Origin of the sequence: Spiroplasma helicoides (assembly GCF_001715535.1) — a bacterium.
GTDB lineage: Bacteria > Bacillota_I > Bacilli_A > Mycoplasmatales > Mycoplasmataceae > Spiroplasma_A > Spiroplasma_A helicoides.
Window position 1 is genome coordinate 294,100 of record NZ_CP017015.1, and the last position, 19,534, is coordinate 313,633.

General features: G+C 27.5%; 18 protein-coding genes and 1 other RNA gene. 17 read left to right on the forward strand and 2 right to left on the reverse strand.

All coding sequences use genetic code 4. The annotated features are described in order from the left end of the window. Positions 1–3: 3 nt before the first annotated feature. The 5 genes from rnpB to SHELI_RS01430 all read left to right on the forward strand — a co-directional run bounded on the left by rnpB (position 4) and on the right by SHELI_RS01430 (position 4,465). Positions 4–353, forward strand: an RNA gene (rnpB, locus tag SHELI_RS01410) — RNase P RNA component class B. A gap of 38 nt (positions 354–391) precedes the next feature. Further along, complete coding sequence (locus SHELI_RS01415) at positions 392–847, forward strand: CinA family protein (RefSeq protein ID WP_069116007.1); 456 nt, start codon at positions 392–394, stop codon at positions 845–847. 57 nt (positions 848–904) lie between these two features. Then, positions 905–1,942 carry a recombinase RecA gene (gene recA / locus SHELI_RS01420; RefSeq protein ID WP_084449228.1) on the forward strand — a complete coding sequence of 346 codons (1,038 nt, stop codon included), beginning with the start codon at positions 905–907 and terminating at the stop codon, positions 1,940–1,942. Positions 1,943–2,019: 77 nt separating this feature from the next. Then, positions 2,020–2,838, forward strand: a complete 819-nt coding sequence (locus SHELI_RS01425; RefSeq protein WP_069116009.1) for a hypothetical protein — start codon at positions 2,020–2,022, stop codon at positions 2,836–2,838. 97 nt (positions 2,839–2,935) lie between these two features. Beyond that, positions 2,936–4,465, forward strand: a complete 1,530-nt coding sequence (locus SHELI_RS01430; RefSeq protein ID WP_069116011.1) for an Rnase Y domain-containing protein — start codon at positions 2,936–2,938, stop codon at positions 4,463–4,465. Between the two features lie 64 nt (positions 4,466–4,529). Here the strand turns inward: SHELI_RS01430 and SHELI_RS01435 are convergent, their stop codons facing one another. After that, a complete protein-coding gene (locus SHELI_RS01435; protein WP_069116013.1) occupies positions 4,530–5,381 on the reverse strand; it encodes a DegV family protein in 852 nt (283 codons plus the stop codon). Positions 5,382–5,653: 272 nt separating this feature from the next. Between SHELI_RS01435 and SHELI_RS01440 the strand changes: the two genes are divergently transcribed. The 8 genes from SHELI_RS01440 (at position 5,654) to SHELI_RS01475 (ending at position 14,571) form a co-directional block, all read left to right on the forward strand. Continuing rightward, positions 5,654–6,082: a hypothetical protein gene (locus tag SHELI_RS01440; protein ID WP_232306385.1), complete on the forward strand. Its 429-nt coding sequence runs from the start codon at positions 5,654–5,656 to the stop codon at positions 6,080–6,082. Between the two features lie 87 nt (positions 6,083–6,169). Next, a complete protein-coding gene (locus SHELI_RS01445; protein WP_069116015.1) occupies positions 6,170–6,520 on the forward strand; it encodes a helix-turn-helix domain-containing protein in 351 nt (116 codons plus the stop codon). Beyond that, entirely contained in the window at positions 6,451–7,425 is a 975-nt protein-coding gene (locus tag SHELI_RS01450; protein WP_069116016.1) for an IS3 family transposase, read from the forward strand. Before SHELI_RS01445 ends, SHELI_RS01450 begins: the two co-directional genes overlap by 70 nt. A 154-nt stretch (positions 7,426–7,579) precedes the next feature. Next, positions 7,580–9,226 (forward strand): glycoside hydrolase family 32 protein, encoded by a 1,647-nt coding sequence (locus tag SHELI_RS01455; RefSeq protein WP_069116017.1) that lies wholly within the window; start codon positions 7,580–7,582, stop codon positions 9,224–9,226. A gap of 13 nt (positions 9,227–9,239) precedes the next feature. After that, a complete protein-coding gene (locus SHELI_RS01460) occupies positions 9,240–10,826 on the forward strand; it encodes a glycoside hydrolase family 32 protein (protein WP_069116018.1) in 1,587 nt (528 codons plus the stop codon). Between the two features lie 50 nt (positions 10,827–10,876). Further along, positions 10,877–12,418: a glycoside hydrolase family 32 protein gene (locus tag SHELI_RS01465; RefSeq protein ID WP_069116019.1), complete on the forward strand. Its 1,542-nt coding sequence runs from the start codon at positions 10,877–10,879 to the stop codon at positions 12,416–12,418. 77 nt (positions 12,419–12,495) lie between these two features. Further along, positions 12,496–13,842 (forward strand): signal recognition particle protein, encoded by a 1,347-nt coding sequence (gene ffh / locus SHELI_RS01470; RefSeq protein ID WP_069116020.1) that lies wholly within the window; start codon positions 12,496–12,498, stop codon positions 13,840–13,842. Between the two features lie 9 nt (positions 13,843–13,851). After that, a complete protein-coding gene (locus tag SHELI_RS01475) occupies positions 13,852–14,571 on the forward strand; it encodes an SDR family oxidoreductase (protein ID WP_069116021.1) in 720 nt (239 codons plus the stop codon). Positions 14,572–14,665: 94 nt separating this feature from the next. Here the strand turns inward: SHELI_RS01475 and SHELI_RS01480 are convergent, their stop codons facing one another. Beyond that, positions 14,666–15,616, reverse strand: coding sequence for a hypothetical protein (locus tag SHELI_RS01480; RefSeq protein WP_069116022.1), 951 nt, complete (start codon positions 15,614–15,616; stop codon positions 14,666–14,668). Between the two features lie 106 nt (positions 15,617–15,722). On the opposite strand from SHELI_RS01480, the gene SHELI_RS01485 reads away from it, so the two are divergent. The 4 genes from SHELI_RS01485 (at position 15,723) to SHELI_RS01500 (ending at position 19,514) form a co-directional block, all read left to right on the forward strand. Next, on the forward strand, positions 15,723–16,187 hold the full coding sequence (locus SHELI_RS01485; protein WP_069116023.1) for a 23S rRNA (pseudouridine(1915)-N(3))-methyltransferase RlmH: 465 nt from the start codon (positions 15,723–15,725) through the stop codon (positions 16,185–16,187). A gap of 78 nt (positions 16,188–16,265) precedes the next feature. Next, positions 16,266–17,219, forward strand: coding sequence for a ribosome biogenesis GTPase YlqF (ylqF, locus tag SHELI_RS01490; protein ID WP_069116024.1), 954 nt, complete (start codon positions 16,266–16,268; stop codon positions 17,217–17,219). Further along, the gene (locus tag SHELI_RS01495; protein ID WP_069116025.1) at positions 17,213–17,857 is read left to right on the forward strand and encodes a ribonuclease HII; all 645 of its coding nucleotides are present in this window, start codon (positions 17,213–17,215) and stop codon (positions 17,855–17,857) included. Before ylqF ends, SHELI_RS01495 begins: the two co-directional genes overlap by 7 nt. Then, positions 17,835–19,514 carry a phospho-sugar mutase gene (locus SHELI_RS01500; RefSeq protein ID WP_069116026.1) on the forward strand — a complete coding sequence of 560 codons (1,680 nt, stop codon included), beginning with the start codon at positions 17,835–17,837 and terminating at the stop codon, positions 19,512–19,514. The genes SHELI_RS01495 and SHELI_RS01500 overlap by 23 nt, the downstream gene beginning before the upstream one ends. The last annotated feature ends 20 nt before the right edge of the window (positions 19,515–19,534 follow it).

The window sequence follows — 19,534 nt, forward strand, 5'->3', positions numbered from 1 at the left end:
TATTTTTTGAATCAATCGCTGTATTTGCAAAATAATACAGAGGAAACTCCACGCTTGCACATTCTGTGATGAATGTAGTGATTGTGCTAGAGGAATAAAATAACTCTAGGCACCATTTTATGGTGATGACTTGTATGAAGCCTAAGTGATTTTTCATATGGCGACATCTTTAAAGTGCCACAGAGACGATTAGCTAGAAATAGTGAAATGGAACGGGTAAACTCCACAAGCAAGAAACTCAAATTATGGTAGAGGAACTAAGAGGCTGGGAAACGAACTAGTCTTTTGGATCACCTTTTTGGTGATAGATAGATGGTTGATACGCTTATGCGAACAGAACGTGGGTTATGATAAAAATATTTTTCACTATGATTTTTAAGGATTTGTTATAATGAATTATTTATTAGATTATTTGAAGAAAAACAACTACACACTATCTAGTTGTGAATCTTTTACAGGCGGATTATTTGCACACTCATTTACAAATATTTCTGGAGCAAGCAATTACTTTAAGGGTGGTTATGTTTGTTATTCAAATGAATTTAAAATTGAGCAGTTGAATATCAATGAACAAATAATTAAAAATCATAGTGAAGTTTCATTAGAAACATTAGTAGCGATGCTTAACAATACTCAGGATATCTTAAAAACAGATGTTTGTTTTGCTTTTACTGGATTTGCAACTCCAATAGATAAAAGTAATCCTAGAACTGGACTTAGTTATGTTGGTTTTGCAATAAAAGATAAACAATATAGTTACGAATTTGTTATTAAAGAAGATATTTCAAGAGAGCAATACAAAATAAAAGCAATTGATTTTTTATTAAATAAATTTAAAGAAATTTAAAAAAAATGACCAAAATTATTTTCTTTGTACGATTTTATAAATGGGAGGAAAATAATTATGATAAAAAAAGAGGAAAAAAACATTAATGAAGGAGCGATTTTAAATATGGATAATAATATTTATGACGACCCATCATTTAAAGCTGTTCTAAAAGATATAGAAAAAACTTTTGGAAAAGGTTCAATCATGAGACTTGGAGATAAAATTGATGGAATAGTCGATTGTATTTCTACAGGAAGTTTTTTATTGGATAGAGCTATTGGAATTGGTGGTTATCCTAAAGGAAGAATTATAGAAATTTTTGGACCAGAGTCAAGTGGTAAAACAACACTTTCTCTACATGCTATTGCAGAAGCACAAAAAGCAAATGGTAGAGCTGCATTTATTGATGCTGAACATGCATTAGATCCAAGATATGCTAAAAACTTAGGAGTGGACATCGAAAATTTAATTGTAGCACAACCAGATTCTGGAGAACAAGCTTTAGATATATTAGAAATGCTTGTTAAATCTGGAACTATGGAAATTGTTGTTGTTGATTCAGTTGCTGCTTTAGTTCCAAAAAGTGAACTTGAAGGTGAGATGTCAGATCAACAAATCGGATTACAAGCACGTTTGATGTCAAAAGCATTAAGAAAATTAAATGGGATAATTTCTAAAACCAATACTACAGTTATATTTATAAATCAGTTAAGAGAAAAAGTAGGAGTTATTTTTGGAAATCCTGAAACCACTCCTGGAGGTAGAGCATTAAGATTCTACTCTTCACTTAGAATTGAAGTTAGAAAAGGTGAAAATATAACTACAAATGGAGAAGTTAGTGCATCAAGAGTTAAATTAAAAGTTGTAAAAAATAAAGTTTCGGCACCTTTCAAAAGTTGCCAAATTACAATTGCTTATAACAAAGGTATTGAAAAAGACCTTGAAATCATTGAATTAGCAACACTATACAATGTATTAACAAGAGCAGGGGTTTGGTATTCATATAATGAAGAAAAAATTGGCCAAGGAAAAGAATCTGTGAGAGATTGAATGCAAAAAAACCCAGATAAAGCTAAAGAAATACAAAATAAGTTACAAGAATTATTAAAATAATTAAATCAGTTGCAAACTGATTTTTTTATTATTTTTAAAATTAGAAAGGGTATAATCTACATATAAAAGGAGTAATAATGAATAGTTTTAATAGAGATATAAATCCAAATCCTGATAATAAGTATTTTCCTCCTGAATTTAATTTTATGTATAAACAATATCTTGTTTATCAAATGATTGCAGGAGTATTCTTTTTAGTTTTTCTTTTAAGTTATTTATTTTATAATGGTCAAACAGCTGGGAGTAGTGATTTTTTCACTTACTCATGAGCGGTAGTTTGAGGATTGATGTTTGTTTATTCTACTACATCAAATAATTTAAGAATTATAAGTTTTTTCAAAGTTAAAACGCAAGATGTTAAAAAAGATAAAGCTATTTTAGTAAGTTGTTATTCATTGTTTTGATTACCATTACTAAACATACCAATTTGATTCTTGCTTTATTACTCAAAGAAAAAATCTATTCAAAAAGGTTTAATTACAGTTGACAAGCCAGTTAGATTTGATAGAGTAAATTTAATTGATATGATATGCGGAAGATCAAGTAAAGGTTTTAGTATTTCTATACTATTGCATTCATTTATTTTCATTACTTTGGTTGGAGGATTTCTAGCTTTGGGTATTTTGGTAAGCATGAAAATAATATTTGTTGGAATGTTAAATAGTTATGATAATATGCTAATTTATCTATATGCAATATTGTTCCATTTATTAACAATTTATATACTTTACAATAAATCAAACTATCTAAATAGACCAAGCTCAAACCAACAAGTAGACCAAAAGGTACGTAAAGTTGCAAAAGCAACTATTGCAATTCCTTTTGTAAATTTAATAAGCTACACAGTTTTAGCTTTTATAAAATTAAAACATGATAATTACTCAAAACTAGGCTAGACTTAGTTTTTTTATTCTTGTAAGCAACTTAACAAAGGTATATAATAACTATGTTGATAAATCAACAACCATAGCCTACTTGAAGGTAGGAACTTAAATGACAAATAGTATAGAAAATAGCACATGGCCTATAATATTAACAATATTAGTAGTTCTTTTAATTGCTTTGGTGATTTTAAGTGGGTATTTATTGTTAAGCAAGCGTCGTGGTCATGTTTTGAAAAAAGCAAAAGACGAAGCAAAAAAAATAAAAATGAAAGTTTTAGCTGAAGCTAAAATAGAAGTGTCAAATTTAAAGACAGAAATGGAAGAGTCTATCTCTTTAAAGAAAATAGAAATAGAATCTGAAAATAAAATACTTGATCAAAAAAGAGAAAAGTACCAAGAAGATCTTGAAAACCTAATAATCAGAGAGAGAAGAGTTGCAGAACAACAACTTGAAAATAACAAGATAAAAAATAAGTTGTTGGTGGATGTGGATAATGTTGTCAATGTTTTAGAAAAAATATCGCAGATGAGTACTCAAGAAGCAAAAGAAAAGCTATTGCTTTTTGTTGAAAATACGTACCTAGATGATATTTATAAAGAAATTAAAGAAAAAGAAGAAAAAGCCAGATTACAATCTAAAGAAATAGTTTTAAATATTTTAATGGATGCTATGGAAAAATCTCATGTTAAAATAGCAACGGAAAAAAATACAACTATTTTTGAAATAGAGGATGATTCTTGAAAAGGAAGAATAATCGGTAGAGATGGCAGAAATATAAAAACTTTTCAGCAATATGGTGGTGTTGATATAGTTGTTGATGATGTATCCAAAAGAATAGTTATATCCTCATTTAATCCATTGCGAAGAGAAATTGCTTATAATACTTTAGATACTTTAGTAAAAAGTGGTAGAGTACAACCAGCTGCAATTGAAGAAACTTTGATTATAGAAGAGCAAAAAATTGAAGAAACATTTTTAAAAACAGGTTATGAAGTCACTAAAGATTTAAATATTTTTGATTTTGATGAAGAAATTATTAGAAATATAGGTAAGTTGAAATATCGTTTTAGTTATGGGCAAAGTGTTTTGCAACACTCAATAGAAGTTGCAAAAATCGCAAAATCTATTGCTCACTCACTAGAATTAAATGAAGATATTGCATTAAGAGCGGGTTTGTTACATGATATTGGAAAGGCTATGGATTTTGAACAAGAAGGTAGTCATGTTGAACTTGGAGCCAACTTATTGAAACGTTTAAAAATGAATGAAACTTTAGTTAATTGTATAGAAGCGCATCATGGAGATGTTGAAAAAAAATCAGTGTATGCTGAAATAACTGCAATAGCAGATACAATTAGTGCTGCGCGATTTGGTGCTAGAAATAATAGTGCTGATGAATTTTTTGAAAGATTAAAAGATGTTGAAGAAGCTTGCTTAAAATTTGAGGGTGTTTTAAAGGCTTATGTATTCCAATCAGGAAGACAAATAAGAGTTATTGTTAACCCTGATATAATTGAAGATAGTCAACTTAAAAATATGACTTACTTAATTAAAGAAAAGATTAGAGAAATAAATAAAACACCTGGTGATATTTATATAACTCTAATTAGAGAAAGAAGAGAGTCTATAAAAATTTAAAAAAGACTAAGTAAAATACATCATTTTTACTTAGTCTTTTTTTATTATTTATAAAAACAAAATTTTAGTCTTCTTCATATACTTCATCTGGTAAAAAACCAAATGTTTCATACCCAGTGTGACACACAATTGTATAAGGCATTGGCACAGCCAATCCTATTTTAATATTTCTTTCTTCAATAAGTTTTATAACATCATTTAATAGCTCAGAATCACATTTTGAATATGTAACATCCAAAACATAGTTTTTGGGTAAATGTGTTAAAACTTTATCTAAAGCCGTTGCAACAGCTTTTTTAAAAGTTCTTGTTTTTCCTTCTTTATCAATTTCTCCTGTATAAGAAAGAATTGGTGTAATTTTAAGCATCTTAGCCATTTTTGCAGCAGCCTTTGAAATTCGACCACCTCTTACTAACTGATCTAATTTTCTTGGAATTATATATCCTTTTATATTTGCATATTTATCTTCAATTATTTGACAAGTTTCTTCAACTGTTTTTCCCATTCCTAATAGTTTTTGAGCCAACATCACTTGTCTTTCAAGAATCATACTTACACCATTTGTATCAACCACATGAACTCTACCTTTATAACCATATTCATCACTTTGCGAAATAACCTTGAATGTGCTATATTGTCCGGATAATCCTTTTGAGATTAATAAACAAATAATATGATCATACTCTTTTAACAAGTTATCTCATTTTTCTAGCATAACACCAGTTATGCACTGTGAAGTTTTTAGTATTTGTTCTTCAAATAAAGGTTCAAATTGTTCTGCTCCAAAATTTTCATCATCATCAATTGAAGAACCATTTTCTTTGACGATTAGTAAAGGCACTAAGTAAGTATCTTTATATTTTGATAGATCTTTAACTCCTGAGGCGGAATCAATAATTATTGCTACTTTGCTCATATTTATTTTTTCTCTTTCTAAGTAGTTATATTTTACAAAATTTAGCCACTAAATAATTTTTTAGTTAAAAAAGTTTTTCTATTTTAATAAAGTATCAATCAAATAAATTATTTATTAAATTTAAATAATTATTATACCTAGGTTTATGATAACAAATATATTATCAAATGTATAATTTAGTAAATTTTAATTTTTTTTGTTTATTTTGCACTCTTATAGTGTATAATAATATGATTTATGATATAATATAAATAATAAAGGAAGTGATGCTTTTGTTTATGAGAAGGGATGTATGAGATGAATACCAAAAAGACTTGCAGTTAGTTATTTCATCTCTGGAAAGTAATAAAGTATATCAAGCACAAAAATATATTAGTAAAAACTGAGCTAATTTGCCAAATTGCATAGAAACTGAAATTAAGCGCTCTTTTTCAAGTGAAAAATTATTAGGCGGAAACAATATTGTGAAGTGCTATGATTGCAAAAATGAAATATTGGGAGTTAATAAAGAAATAAAAAATGATATGTTTTTTATCCAAATATATGAAGGTTTTGCAAAACTAATTGATTTAAATTTTAAACCATTAATAAATATTCCAGAAAAATGCCATGAATGTAATAAGTGAGTTTGCGGTAACGGACTTTGTGATTGTAAATGCTTTTTTGATGAATACGATTGTTTTTGAATTGATGAATTATAAAACCTTAAAATATTAATTTTAAATATAATTCTCTAAGTATACATTATGTTAAAAAAAACATAAAATTATACAAGGAGAATTTTTTATATGGCAAATCATAAAGGCAACAAATCAACAATTTTAGACTTAAATACCAAAAAAGAGCTGGTGAATAAACATTTCAATGAGCATATCTCTTACAAAGAATTATCAGTGATATATAATATTTCTTATTCAGCGGCTAGAAGGATGTGTATAGATTGAGAAATTTATGGAGAAGCTGCACTTATTTCTAAAACCGGAAAGCACAACAAGCACAATGGTAAAATTAAGATCAATTCAAAAGATCCAAAAGATAAAAAAATAGCAGAATTAAATAAAAAATTAAAATGGCTAGAAATGGAGAATGAAGTTTTAAAAAAGTTCAATGAACTAATGGAGGATTCAGAAAAAGAGTAATAAATTACTATAAAACCATAGAGAAATATAAAAATAAGTACACTGTTTTATCATTATGTGAACTATTTAAAATTACAAGAGCAAGTTATTATAGATGATGCTGTAAAGGTAAACCAGAATATGATTTAAAAATTGATATGAATCTAGCTCTTAAAGTTAAAAATATTTTTACAAATAATAATGGAATATATGGGTCACCCAGAATTAGAATTGTTCTAAATAATCAAGGTTTGGAGGTAAGTCAAACCAAAGTAGCCAGAATTATGAAAATATTCAAATTATATTCAATTATAAGGGTAAAAAAAATGTATAGAAAGCCAAAAGAAATTAAAATAATTACACATGGTCCAAATTACGTCAATAGAAACTGATCAATATTTTTAAAAAACGAATGTTGAGTAACTGATGTTTCTTATATACCTTTGAATAAAAAGTACGCTTATTTAAGCATTATTAAAGATGCTAATACTGGTTTTATTGTTGGTCATAAATTATCACTTAAAAATGATATTGAACTATATAGAAAAACGCTTGAAAAGGCTTCTTTTTACAGAAAAGATTTATCTAAAAAGCTTATAATTCATTCTGACAATGGCAATCAATATACTTCTATATTTGCAAAAAGATATGCTAAAAGAAATAATATTATAATTTCGTTATCTAGACCAGGTAATTCTATAGATAATGCGATGTGTGAAACTTTCTTTTCATCATTAAAAGAAGAATGAAAACAAAAACTAAAACAAAATAACTTTGTAAATTTAGAAAAATCAATTGATAATTACATAGAATTTTATAATTATGAAAGAATAATGATAAAACATAAAACACCACCAGCCTATGTTTATTTAAATCTGACACAAAATAAAAAGAATGTTTCAAACTATGTTGAAACATTCTTATAAAAAACATTTTGTATACTTGACAAAGTATATTTAAAAATATTAATTTTAAGGTTTTATTTTTATTTATTAATTATTAAAAATAATATATAATGACCTTGTTGCAATTTTGGGTCATATTTTTTTTATGGTCAATTGAACAATAGGAGAATAAAATATGAAAAAATTATTAAATATGTTAGGTAGTTTTACCTTGTTTTTATCGACTCTAACTTCCGTAACATCATGTCAAAAACCAACTGAAACACAAGAAGTTTTTGAAGTTACCAAGCAATTAGACATAATCGATGATAATGATTGGACTGCTGCTAGTGAAAAGTTCAGCAATAAATTTCATGTTCAAACACCAAAAGACAAAGGTGGAATGATAAATGATATATCAGGTGCTTATTTTAAAGATGGTTATTGACATGTATATTTCTTGTATAATTGAGAAGCTAGATACAATGAACAAGGTGAACAAGTCGGTGGTAATGGTACTGAGTGATATCATGTTATGACAAAAGATTGAATAAATTGAGAATATAAAGGAGTAGCTGTCAAAAAATGGCATGACTGAGGAGATGCAGCTGCAGGAACTTTGTATGAAGATGTAGATGGAGATTTTGGTGCAGTAGTTCCCTCTAATTTAAAAGGAGAAAATCAAAAAGGCGGTTTTGTTGCATTTGCAACCGCATATGGTGGAGAAAAAGGTCAAAACATCATGGCGTTCTATTCTAAACCTGAAAACTATGGTTTTGATTTTGATTTGATACAAAAAGAACCAATTTTAAAAAATGGTAAAGAAGAAGGAACATATCCAGATTTTAGAGATCCATTTTTCTTGAAAAAAGATGGGAAGTTTTATTTGTATATTTCAGAAACAGATAAATTTGGTGTATATGAATCTGAAACACCATTAGGAAATTATAAAAAAATTGGAGAATATAAACCATTACATGGAATGGTAGAATGTCCATTACTTTATAAATTAAATGTTAATGGTGATAAAAATAATCAAAAATGAGTTTTTATTTATGGTGGTAATGGAAACAATGAAAATGACCAACCCAATAAAGTAGATAAACTAGGAACAGGTACATACTACAGTATTGGTCACCTTGATGATAAAGGTGTTTTTGTAGAAGAACAGGAAGCTAAAAGACTTGATTTTGGTGCTGATTTTTATGCTGCTAAATTTTGGCAAGACAAAAGTAGCAAAGATGATATAAATGATCATTTAATAGGGACTGGCTGAATGAGTAGTTGAGATTACAATAGAATGGTACCAAATGAAGGCAAATGAGGTAATATGTCTTTAGCTAGAGAAATAAAACTTGTTGAAACTGAAGATAAATATTATATTCAGTCACAATTTTTAGGATTAGATAATTTACAAAAAACTTCATCAGGTAGTGAAAAGGATTTAAAAAATAATCATTTAAAAGGTGGAAGTTACAAAATAGATTTAAACTTTAAAAATATTAAAAATAATATTAGTAATATAAGTTTTGGTGATGATTCATTTATGAACAAGTTACAAATAAATTATGCAAATAATACTATTTCTACACAAAGATCTACAATTTTTGAACCTCTTAAAAATAATGGTGGGTTTACGCAATTAAGAAAGTATCAAGCAAATTTAAATAATTTAGATAGTGCAAAAATTCAATTTATAGTTGATAAAACTACAATCGAAGCAATAATGCCAGATGGAACTACTATATCAATGGTTAAATTCCCAAGTGAAAAAGAAGCTGAAAAAGTAAAATTAGAATCTTCAACTGATATTAGTTTGGAATATGATTACTATCAATTATAAAAAGGAGTAGTTTATGAAAAAAATATTAAAATTTTTACTAGCAATAAATTTATCTTCTATTACAGCTATAAGTGTAAGTTCGTGCACAACTCCATTGAAAGAGGATCGTTATAAATTACCAGAAATAGATAATATTAAATACAGTAACAAATTTCATGCACAGAACCCTACTACTGGTATGATGAATGACATTCAAGGCGGATTTTATAGAGATGGAAAATGACATGTCTATTTTTTACAAAATGCGGATGGAATATTTGATAAATATGGTTACAATCACGGAAAATTTGGTTCTGTTTGATATCATGTTACAACAACAGATTGAATTAATTGAAGCTATGAAGGTCCTGCTGTTCCTAAATACACAACACCATATGGAGATCAAGCATCAGGGACTTTTTATGAAGATAAAGAAAACTATTTTGGATATGGAAGCGACGCTATTATAGCAATAACTACGTCATATAGCGATCAAGGGCAAAACATAATGATGTTTTATTCGGTTGATGGAGGTTACAAATTTCAAGATATAATACCTGAACCAATCTTGTGAAATCCACATGCTAATGAAAATGAAAATTTTAGAGATCCATATTTTTTTGTAAAAGATAATAAATTTATTTTATACATTGCAGAAGATGATAGTTTTGGGGTTTGAGTTTCAGACAAGCCAACAAGTGGATACAAAAAAACCGGAAATTATAAAGCAAGTCATCCAATGCTTGAATGTCCAAATTTATACCAACTTAAAGTTGAAGGTGAAGAAACTAAAAAATGAGTTTTACTTTACGGTGGAAATGGGGGTTGAGGAGTAGATAAAGATGATTTATCTACTGGAAGCTATTATCAGGTCGGCGAGTTAGATGAAAATTTCGTTTTTACACCAGATAAAAACCAAAAATCAAAAAGAATTGATTTTGGACCTGATTATTATGCTGCAAAATTTATGAATAAAAGTTATAAAAATACAGACTTAGAATCTCTTTATACATCGGCATGAGTAAGCAATTGAGCATACAACTTTGCAATTCCTAATGATGGGAGACTTGGTAATATGTCTCTAGTCAGAGAAATAAAATTGAAAAATTTTGGAGACGCAAAAAAACCAAACTATGAATTTATAACAACATACCAAGGTTTTGGAAATAAAAACGAAACCCTTAATAATAAATATTTATCCGGGCAAAAATTAGTTAAAGATTTACATTTGAATGGTACATATTATAAAGCAGTTTTTGAAATGGGATTAAATGATGAAAAACTAGGTCCTATAAATCTTGTAATCGGTGATAGTAATTACAAAGTGGAAGTTAAATTAGATTTTGAAAATGAGGTTACAACTGTAAATAGATCTATTGATTATTTTTTTGTAAATGGTGATGAAGAATTTAAAAAAACAAGAACTTTTAAACTGGATTTAGAAAGAATATCAAAAAAACTAAATATTGAAATTTATTTAGATAAAACAATATTGGAGTTAAAACTTCCAGATGGAAAAGTTTACACAATGCTTAAGTTTGTAAGCGGTGATAATACTGAAGATATGTACTTAGAAACTAAAAATCAATCAAGTAATATTCTAAAATATTATCAATTATAATAAATCTAACGCAAGTTAGATTTTTTTATAAGTATTTAGAAAGGTTTATTATGAAAAAACTTTTATGTATAATTTCTTTTTTTAGTATTTGATTTTGTTTTTGGTCAACAATTATAAAATCTATAAATTATAAAAACCGGTTTGAAGATAGATATACAAATTCATTTCATTTACAAACGCCAACCAAAGGATTGATGAATGACATTCAAGGAGGATTTTATAGAGATGGAATTTGGCATCTGTATATTCTATATAACTCTAAATATTCAAATAATCATTTTGGTATGCAATTTGACAAATATGGTACCGTTTTATATCACATAACAACACAGGATTGAGTCAATTTTAATTATATTGGTGTAGCTTTAAACAATAATCTAACAAGTTATGATGATATTTCATCAGGAACAGTTTATGAAGATAGAAATAATTATTTTGGTTATGGAGAAAACACAATAATAGTAATGGCTTCATCGTTTGCAAAAAACGAGCAAAACATTTTAGGTTACTATTCAACTGATGGGGGATATAATTTTTTACCTATACAGCAAACCCCAATAATAAGTGTTCATCAAGAAGTTAACGGAGGTGATTTCAGAGACCCATTCTTTTTTGTAAAAGATGGCAAGTATATTATGTATATAGCTCAGAACGAATTTTTTGGTGTTTGAGTATCTGATTATCCTACCGAAGGGTATGTAAAAAAAGGAAATTATAAAGCAAGTCATCCAATGCTTGAGTGTCCAAATTTATATCAACTTAAAGTTGAAGGTGAAGAAACTAAAAAGTGAGTTTTACTTTATGGTGGAAATGGTGGTTGAGGAGTAGATAAAGATGACTTATCCAGTGGAACATATTATACTATCGGAGAAATTGATGAAAATTTTACATTTAAAAAAGATGTTGATCAACCTATTGTCAGATTAGATTATGGTCCTGATTTTTATGCGGCTAATTATTTTAAAAAAAGTTTTTCAAACACTAATTTAAAAGAATTGATATGTGGGGGATGGATTGGTAATTGAAATTATTTGAATTACCAACCAAATGATGGTAGAGTTGGAAATATGTCTTTAGCAAGAATTTTAAAATTGAGAAGAAAGTCAAGCAGCTCTAACAAAATTTTAGCTTTAGATACTGATTTTATTGAAAAAAACGCAAATATTAAAAGTGATGATTTTATTAATCAAAAGGAAATTATTATAAAAAATGCTTTTGAAAAATTTAGTATTAATTTAAATAATTTAAAAAATAACAGCATAGTATTTGAAATTGGGGATAATTATTACAAAATAAAAATTAATTTAGACTTTGAGAAAAAACAAGCTATTATTAATAGATCTGTTGAAGATTATTTTGTTAATAAAAACGAAGAATTTTATAAAACAAGAACATTTGATGTCGATTATGATGTCAAAAATGCTAAAAATTTTTCAATTTATTTAGATAAAACAATTTTGGAATTAGAGTTTCCTGATGGAAAAAAATTTACCATTTCAAAATTTAAAGGGACTAAATCAATAGAAGTTTTAAAAGTGATTTTTGACAAGCAATCTACTGGTAAATATGAATATGGTAATTTTATAAATTAGTTTCAATTCTCAACTTTAATATCAATTTTTTTATTATGCTATAATAAATAAAGAATTTAGAGATGGGAGATGTCAATATGGGATTTGGAGATTTTTTAGCAGGTAGAATGAAAAAAAGTATTGAAAAAAATCTTAAAAAAACAACATTAACTGAGGATAATATAAAAGATGTCTTAAGAGAAATTAGATTAGCACTATTAGAAGCCGACGTTAACGTTGATGTAGTTAAAAAATTTATTAAAAAAGTTGAAGAAAAAGCAGTTGGAACATTTATTGAATCGGGAGTTAGAGCCGATCAAAAAATGGTTAAAATAGTTCATGATGAACTTGTTGAAATATTAGGGAAAGTAAATACACCTTTAGAAATCAATAAAAAACCTTCGATAATAATGATGGTTGGGTTACAAGGGGCTGGTAAAACAACAACTGTAGGTAAGCTAGCGCACTTAATTCAAAAAAAACATAAGAAAAAAGTTCTGATGGTAGGATTAGATATCTATAGACCTGGTGCTATTGATCAATTAGTGGAATTAGGGCAAAAAAATGGTCTAAACTCTTTTGAAAAAGGTAAACAAAATCCAGTTCAAACAGCAAAAGATGCTGTTGATTTTGCACAAGAAAATGGATATGATGTTATTATTTTAGATACTGCTGGACGTTTACAAATCGATGAACAATTAATGGATGAATTAAATAATATTAGAAAAGAAGTCTCACCTCAAGAAATTATTTTGACAGTTGATGGAATGACAGGTCAAGATATTATTAATGTTAGTCAAGAATTTAATAACTTACTTAAATTGAGTGGAGTAATTGTCACAAAACTTGATGGTGATGCAAGAGGGGGAGCAACTCTTTCAATTACTGATATTACTAGATTACCAATTAAATTTATTGGTGAAGGTGAAGGTATTAGTGCCCTTGCAGAATTTCACCCAAAAAGAATGGCTGATAGAATTCTTGGTATGGGTGATGTTGATACATTGTTTGAAAAAGCAGCGGATGTTGTTGACCAAAGAACAATGGAAAAAACAATGAAAAGAATGTTTGCTGGTCAATTTGACTTAGAAGATTTAAGAAATCAACTGGGACAGTTAGCAAAAATGGGTAATCTTGGTGGGATTATGAAGTTAGTTCCTGGAATGAACGGAAGAATCTCAGAGCAACAAATCGAGCAAGCACAACAGAGACTTTATGTGGCTGAAATTTTAATGAACTCAATGACTTTAAAAGAAAGAAGAGATCCAAGAATTTTAAAAGCCATTACAAGAAAACAAAGAATTTTAAAAGGTTCGGGAAGAACTGAAAAAGAGTATAATGATTTATTAAATCAATTTGACAAAGGGAAAAAGCAAGTTTTAGACATGGCAAAACAATTTAAACAAGGAAGAATGCCAAACTTTGGTGGAATGAATTTTAGATAGGTGATAGTGATGAAAAAACTAATAGTTATTACAGGTGCTTCATCTGGTATTGGAAAAGAATTGGCAATCAAGTTTTCAGGCGAAGGATACCCATTATTACTTTTAGCTAGAAGAGTAAATTTAATTGAAGAGTTAAAACTACCGAATGTAATTTGTAAATCAGTTGATGTGAGAGATTTTGATGCATTTCAAACAGCTGTTAATCAAGCACAAAAAGAATATGGAGATGTAGATTGTCTAATTAATAATGCAGGTATTATGCCACTTGATAAAATTTACAATTTGGATTTAAAAACGCAACATGATATGGTAGATATTAATGTAAAAGGTGTTTTAAATGGAATGAATATTGTTTTATCAAAAATGAAAGAAAATAACTTTGGAACAATTATAAACGTAAGTAGTGTCGCTGGAAGATACACAAGTGAAAATAGAGTAGTTTATAATGGGACAAAGTTTGCTGTTCATGCAATTAGTGAATCTGCGAGAAAAGAATTAGCACCTTTTAATGTAAGAGTTCTGACTATCGCTCCTGCTCTTGTTGATACAGAATTATTATCTACAACAGTAAATCCTGATGTTCTTGAAAAATATCATGAGTGAAAAAGTGCTTTAGAAGGAGGTTTAACAGCTAAAGAAGTATCAGACGTTATTTTTTACGCGTACTCACTACCACAAAATGTTTCTTTAAAAGAAATTGTGTTATCATCAACAAAACAAGCGATATAAATTAAAAGTCTTTTTTAAAAAGTCATTTTTATATAAAAAATTCTCTACTTTATACTAATTGTATAAACTAGAGAATTATATTGTTTTATACTTATTATTTTCTTTTTGCAGCAGGTTTTGAACTACTTTTACTTTTGATATTAGCAGCACTAGTTGCAATTTTTTTGATTTCCTCTGATTCTTTTTTGATAGCTTGCAATCTTCTGTTTGCTTCTTCAATTGTTTTTTGTGTCAATTGAAGTTCAAGTCTACGGTTTTCTGCTTCTCTTATTTTAACTCATGCTCCAGCTTTCATCGAATCTGACATATATAATAGAACTATAAGATTAATATTGAATAAATCATCTATTACTTTCATAATATGTTTTTTTTCTTTTTCATTTAATGTACTTGGATTGTATTTATCAAGTGTATCTAAATCTTTTATAAATGCTTTTCCAAATTCTATACCTAATTTTTGATTGATTAAAGGTTCTGCATCACGAACAAATAAAGTTAAGTTTTTAAATAATGCTAATTTTTTTTCTAAATCTTCTTTTGCAGATGATCTAAATTGATAAATAATGTTGTTTATTTTGTCATCATGATATACATCAATAATTTCTTCTGTAATAATTCTTGTAGGTTGACTAACTAATTTTAAAACCCTTTTATTATTAGCGATATCTGCTTCAATAAATTTGTAGTTCATTGCATTAATGTATTTTTTGATACGTAAAGGTAAAATATACATATCGTATGCAATATACTCAGAATATCTTCATTTTCTAGCAACAATTTGAGTGACAATATTGTAAACAATTTCAAGAATTGTTAAGTTTAATGTTCTTTCACTTAATTTTAACTCTAATTTATTAAGTCTTAATAATTGGAAATATTCATACCCATAGTATTCCATACAAATCATATTAAAGTATGTTTGGATTGTTGCATTGTTCATAATTGCTGAATAAGAAAATTGTATATCAGGGACTAGTGCATCCATGATGTTTTCAAACTGGGGTCTAAAATCTAATACAGATTGAAATTGCTTGTTTTCTGCCATATTGTAATTCCTCCAAAATCTTAGATAACAATATTTTACCATATAATTTTGCTAATTTATCACTAAAATGGTTTATGATTAGTTTGTAAAAGTAGAGGTATTGGTTATGAATATAAAAATTTTGTGCTATAACAAATTGCACAAAGAATATAAAGAAATTTATAACTATTTTTTAAACAAGCTAAAAAATAATGTTATTTTGGAACTTATTGAAATTGATGAAGCTGTAAATGGGGATTTAAAATTAATCCAAAATAAAAATGAAGAAGCTATTTCAAAAAAACTTAATAATTTAAAAGACTATGAACATATTTTGCTAGAAATAAGCGCTAGTCAATCTAGCTCAGAAGATTTTGCAAAAATGATTGAAAATAATAAGGATTTCAAAGGAGCCAAAATTGCATTTATAATCGGGCCTAGTGATGGATTTAGTCAAGAATTTAGACAAAAATACAATAATAAATTAAGTTTTGGAAAAATAACATTACCATATAATTTGGTCAGAATAATTCTATTAGAACAAATTTATCGATCAATCAAAATCATAAAAAATGAACCTTATCATAAATAAAAAATTTTTCAAATATACTAAAAAAATTGCTTTATTAAATTAAATGATTACAATTAAATTGAAAAGAGGTGTCCTGCTATGACAAAAGCAAATTTTAACTGATTTCCTGGACATATGAATAAAAGTATTAAAGAAATTGAAGAAAAAATCAAAATTGTTGATTTGGTTATGGAAATAGTAGATGCAAGAGCCCCATTTTCAACACAAAATCCATTATTTAGAAAGATTTTGTCTAAAAGACCTAAATTAATTATCTTATCAAAAGGTGATTTGGCAGATGATGAAGTAACAACACTTTGACAAGATTATTTCAAAACAAATAAGGATCAAACTATTTTAGTAAAAGATAAAAATGTGGACATTTATAAAGAAGTTTTAAAATCTATAAATTTTATGACTCAAGAAAAACAACTTAAAGATAAGAAAAAAGGAATTGAAAACTCACAAATAAATGTTTTGGTTGTAGGTATTCCTAATGTTGGTAAATCTTCAATTATTTCTAGATTAGTAAAAGGAAAACATTTAAAAATAGGTAACAAACCCGGAGTTACAAGGGGAATGCAAAGAATTTCTATGACAAATAATATCACTTTGATTGATACACCTGGAATTTTACCTGCAAAGTTTGAAAATGAAACAATAGCATGTAATTGTGCAGCAACAAATTCAATAAGAATCGATGTTGTACCTAAAGAAAGATTTGCAACAAAACTAATGCAGTACATTTACAACACTTATCCTTCACTTATTGAAAATATTTATGATATTAACAAAAAAGTGTTGAGACCCATCAACTACGAGGATACGTTCAAATTATTTGAAGAAATTGCAAAAAGAAAAAAATATGTAATTTTAGAAGATATGATAGACATTGAAAAAGCCATCCAATTGTTTATAAATGATTTAATTCAAAATAAATTTGGCAAAATCTCTTTTGAAAAACCAATTGAAGTTGATCAAACAAGTAAAGCTTCTGTTGATGATAGAGATTTAGATACACTAGTAGAAAGTGACTTAACAGTAGAATGATAGATGAAAGTAGATTTATATTTGATAAAAATATAAAACAGCAATATCAAGTTAAGTTGATTTCAGGTAGTGATGAAGTTGGTAGGGGTGCTATGGCTGGTCCTATTGTTGTTGCAAGTGTCGTATTAAAAGAAAACTACTTTAACCCTTTAATTAAAGATTCAAAAAAATTAAGTGAACCGCAAAGAGAAAGTTTGTATGATGAAATTATCAACAACTGCATATGTTATAGTATAAAAAGTTATGACTCTAAAATTGTTGACAAATTGAATCCCAAAAAAACAAGTATTATTGGAATGACTGAAACTATTCAGGATTTAAAGTTAAAGCCTGAGTTATGTTTAATTGATGGAGAAAATGTCTTTTTAGATGACTATAGTTTTTTAAAAATTATAAAAGGGGATAATTTAAGTCAGTCAATAGCGGCTGCAAGTATTTTGGCAAAAGTATATCGAGACAGAATTATGATTGACTATGACTCAAAATATGAAGGTTATAATTTTACAAGTCACAAAGGTTATTGTACTAAGGACCATATTAAAAGAGTTGAAACTCTGGGGATACTAGATATACATAGAATGAGTTATAAACCAATAGCAAAAATTAAGGAGAAATCAAATAATGTTTGAAAAAACGAATAATATTTACCAAGAATGAATTAATAATAAAAGTTTAGATTTAGAATTAAAAGAAATCCTAAATAATTATAACGATGAAGAATTAAGTGCCGCTTTTGGTATAAAGTTGGAATTTGGTACAGCTGGTATTAGAGGGGTTTTAGGTGCTGGTCCTGGAAGATTTAATATTTATACTATTAAACTTGTGACAATTAGCTACGCAAAACTTTTGCAATCTAAATATCCAAATGATTTAGCAAGAGGTGTTGTTATTGGACATGACAATAGACATAATTCTAAAAAGTTTGCTCAAATAGCAGCAGAAATACTAACAAGTTTTGGTATAAAAGCATATCTATTTAAAAATAATGAAATGAAGCCAACACCAGTTGTTTCGTTTGCTACAAAAGCTTTAAATGCAATTGGAGGAATTGTTATAACAGCTAGTCATAATCCTGCAATATATAATGGGTATAAAATTTATGATGAGTTTGGCTGTCAATTAATTGATGATGATACAAAAATCATTGCAAATTATATGGAAGAGATTAACGATATTCTTGATTGAACATATAAGACTGATAATGATTTACTAGAAACAGTTGATGAAAAAATTATTATTCAATATAAGGATATGATTGCAAACTTGCAGTTTTACAAAAATCAACCTAGAGATGACTTCTCTTTAATATATTCTGCTGTTAATGGAACAGGTACAGAATTTACGCCACCTTTACTTAGAGATTTTGGATATAAAGTAATTGAAGTTGAGGAACATTCTTTTGAGGATGAAACATTTAAAAATGTAGGTAATCCAAATCCAGAGTTTGATAAAGCCTGAGAAATTCCAATGCAATATGGACAAAAACATAAAGATGCTTCAATTATGATTATTCAAGATCCAGACGCTGATAGAATTGGATGTGCAATTAATCACAATGGTGAATGAGTTAGAATTGATGGAAATCAAACAGGGCCACTATTGATTGAATGAAAGTTAAGTCAATTAAAACTTGCAAATAAAATGCCAAAAAATCCAGCTATGTATTCAAGTTTTGTTACTAGTGACTTAGGAGATAGAATAGCAAGTGAAACATATGGAGTTAAAGTTATAAAAACACTAACTGGTTTTAAATGAATGGGTTCAGAAATTTTAAAAGAACCTGCTAGAAACTTAAATTTTGTTTTTGCATATGAAGAAAGTTATGGATATGTAATTGATTCTTCAACAAGAGATAAAGATGGAATTCAAGCAGCAACCATGTTAGTTGAGGCAGCTTGATATTATAAAAAACAAGGAAAAACTTTAATCGATGTATTAAATGAGTTATTTGAAAAATATGGGTATTACTATACTTATACTGAAAATTTAAACTTTAAACCTGAAGAAATTAAATCAAAAGTTGAACCAATAATGAAGAAATTGAGAAAAGAAGGTTTTGATAGTTTGGGTGGTCTTGAATTAAAGTTTGCTGAAGACTATATTGATGGTTTGTTTAATATGCCAGGTCAAAATTTAATGAAATTTTATTTTAGTGAAGGTAGTTGAATAGCTATAAGACCATCAGGAACTGAACCAAAAGTTAAAATTTATTTTGTGGTAGTTGCTACAGATGAAGAGGAAGCTAAAACAAAATGCGAGTCACTTAAAAATAGCTTGAAAGATTTTTTAGAAATTTAATAAATTTTTGGAGGTATGTA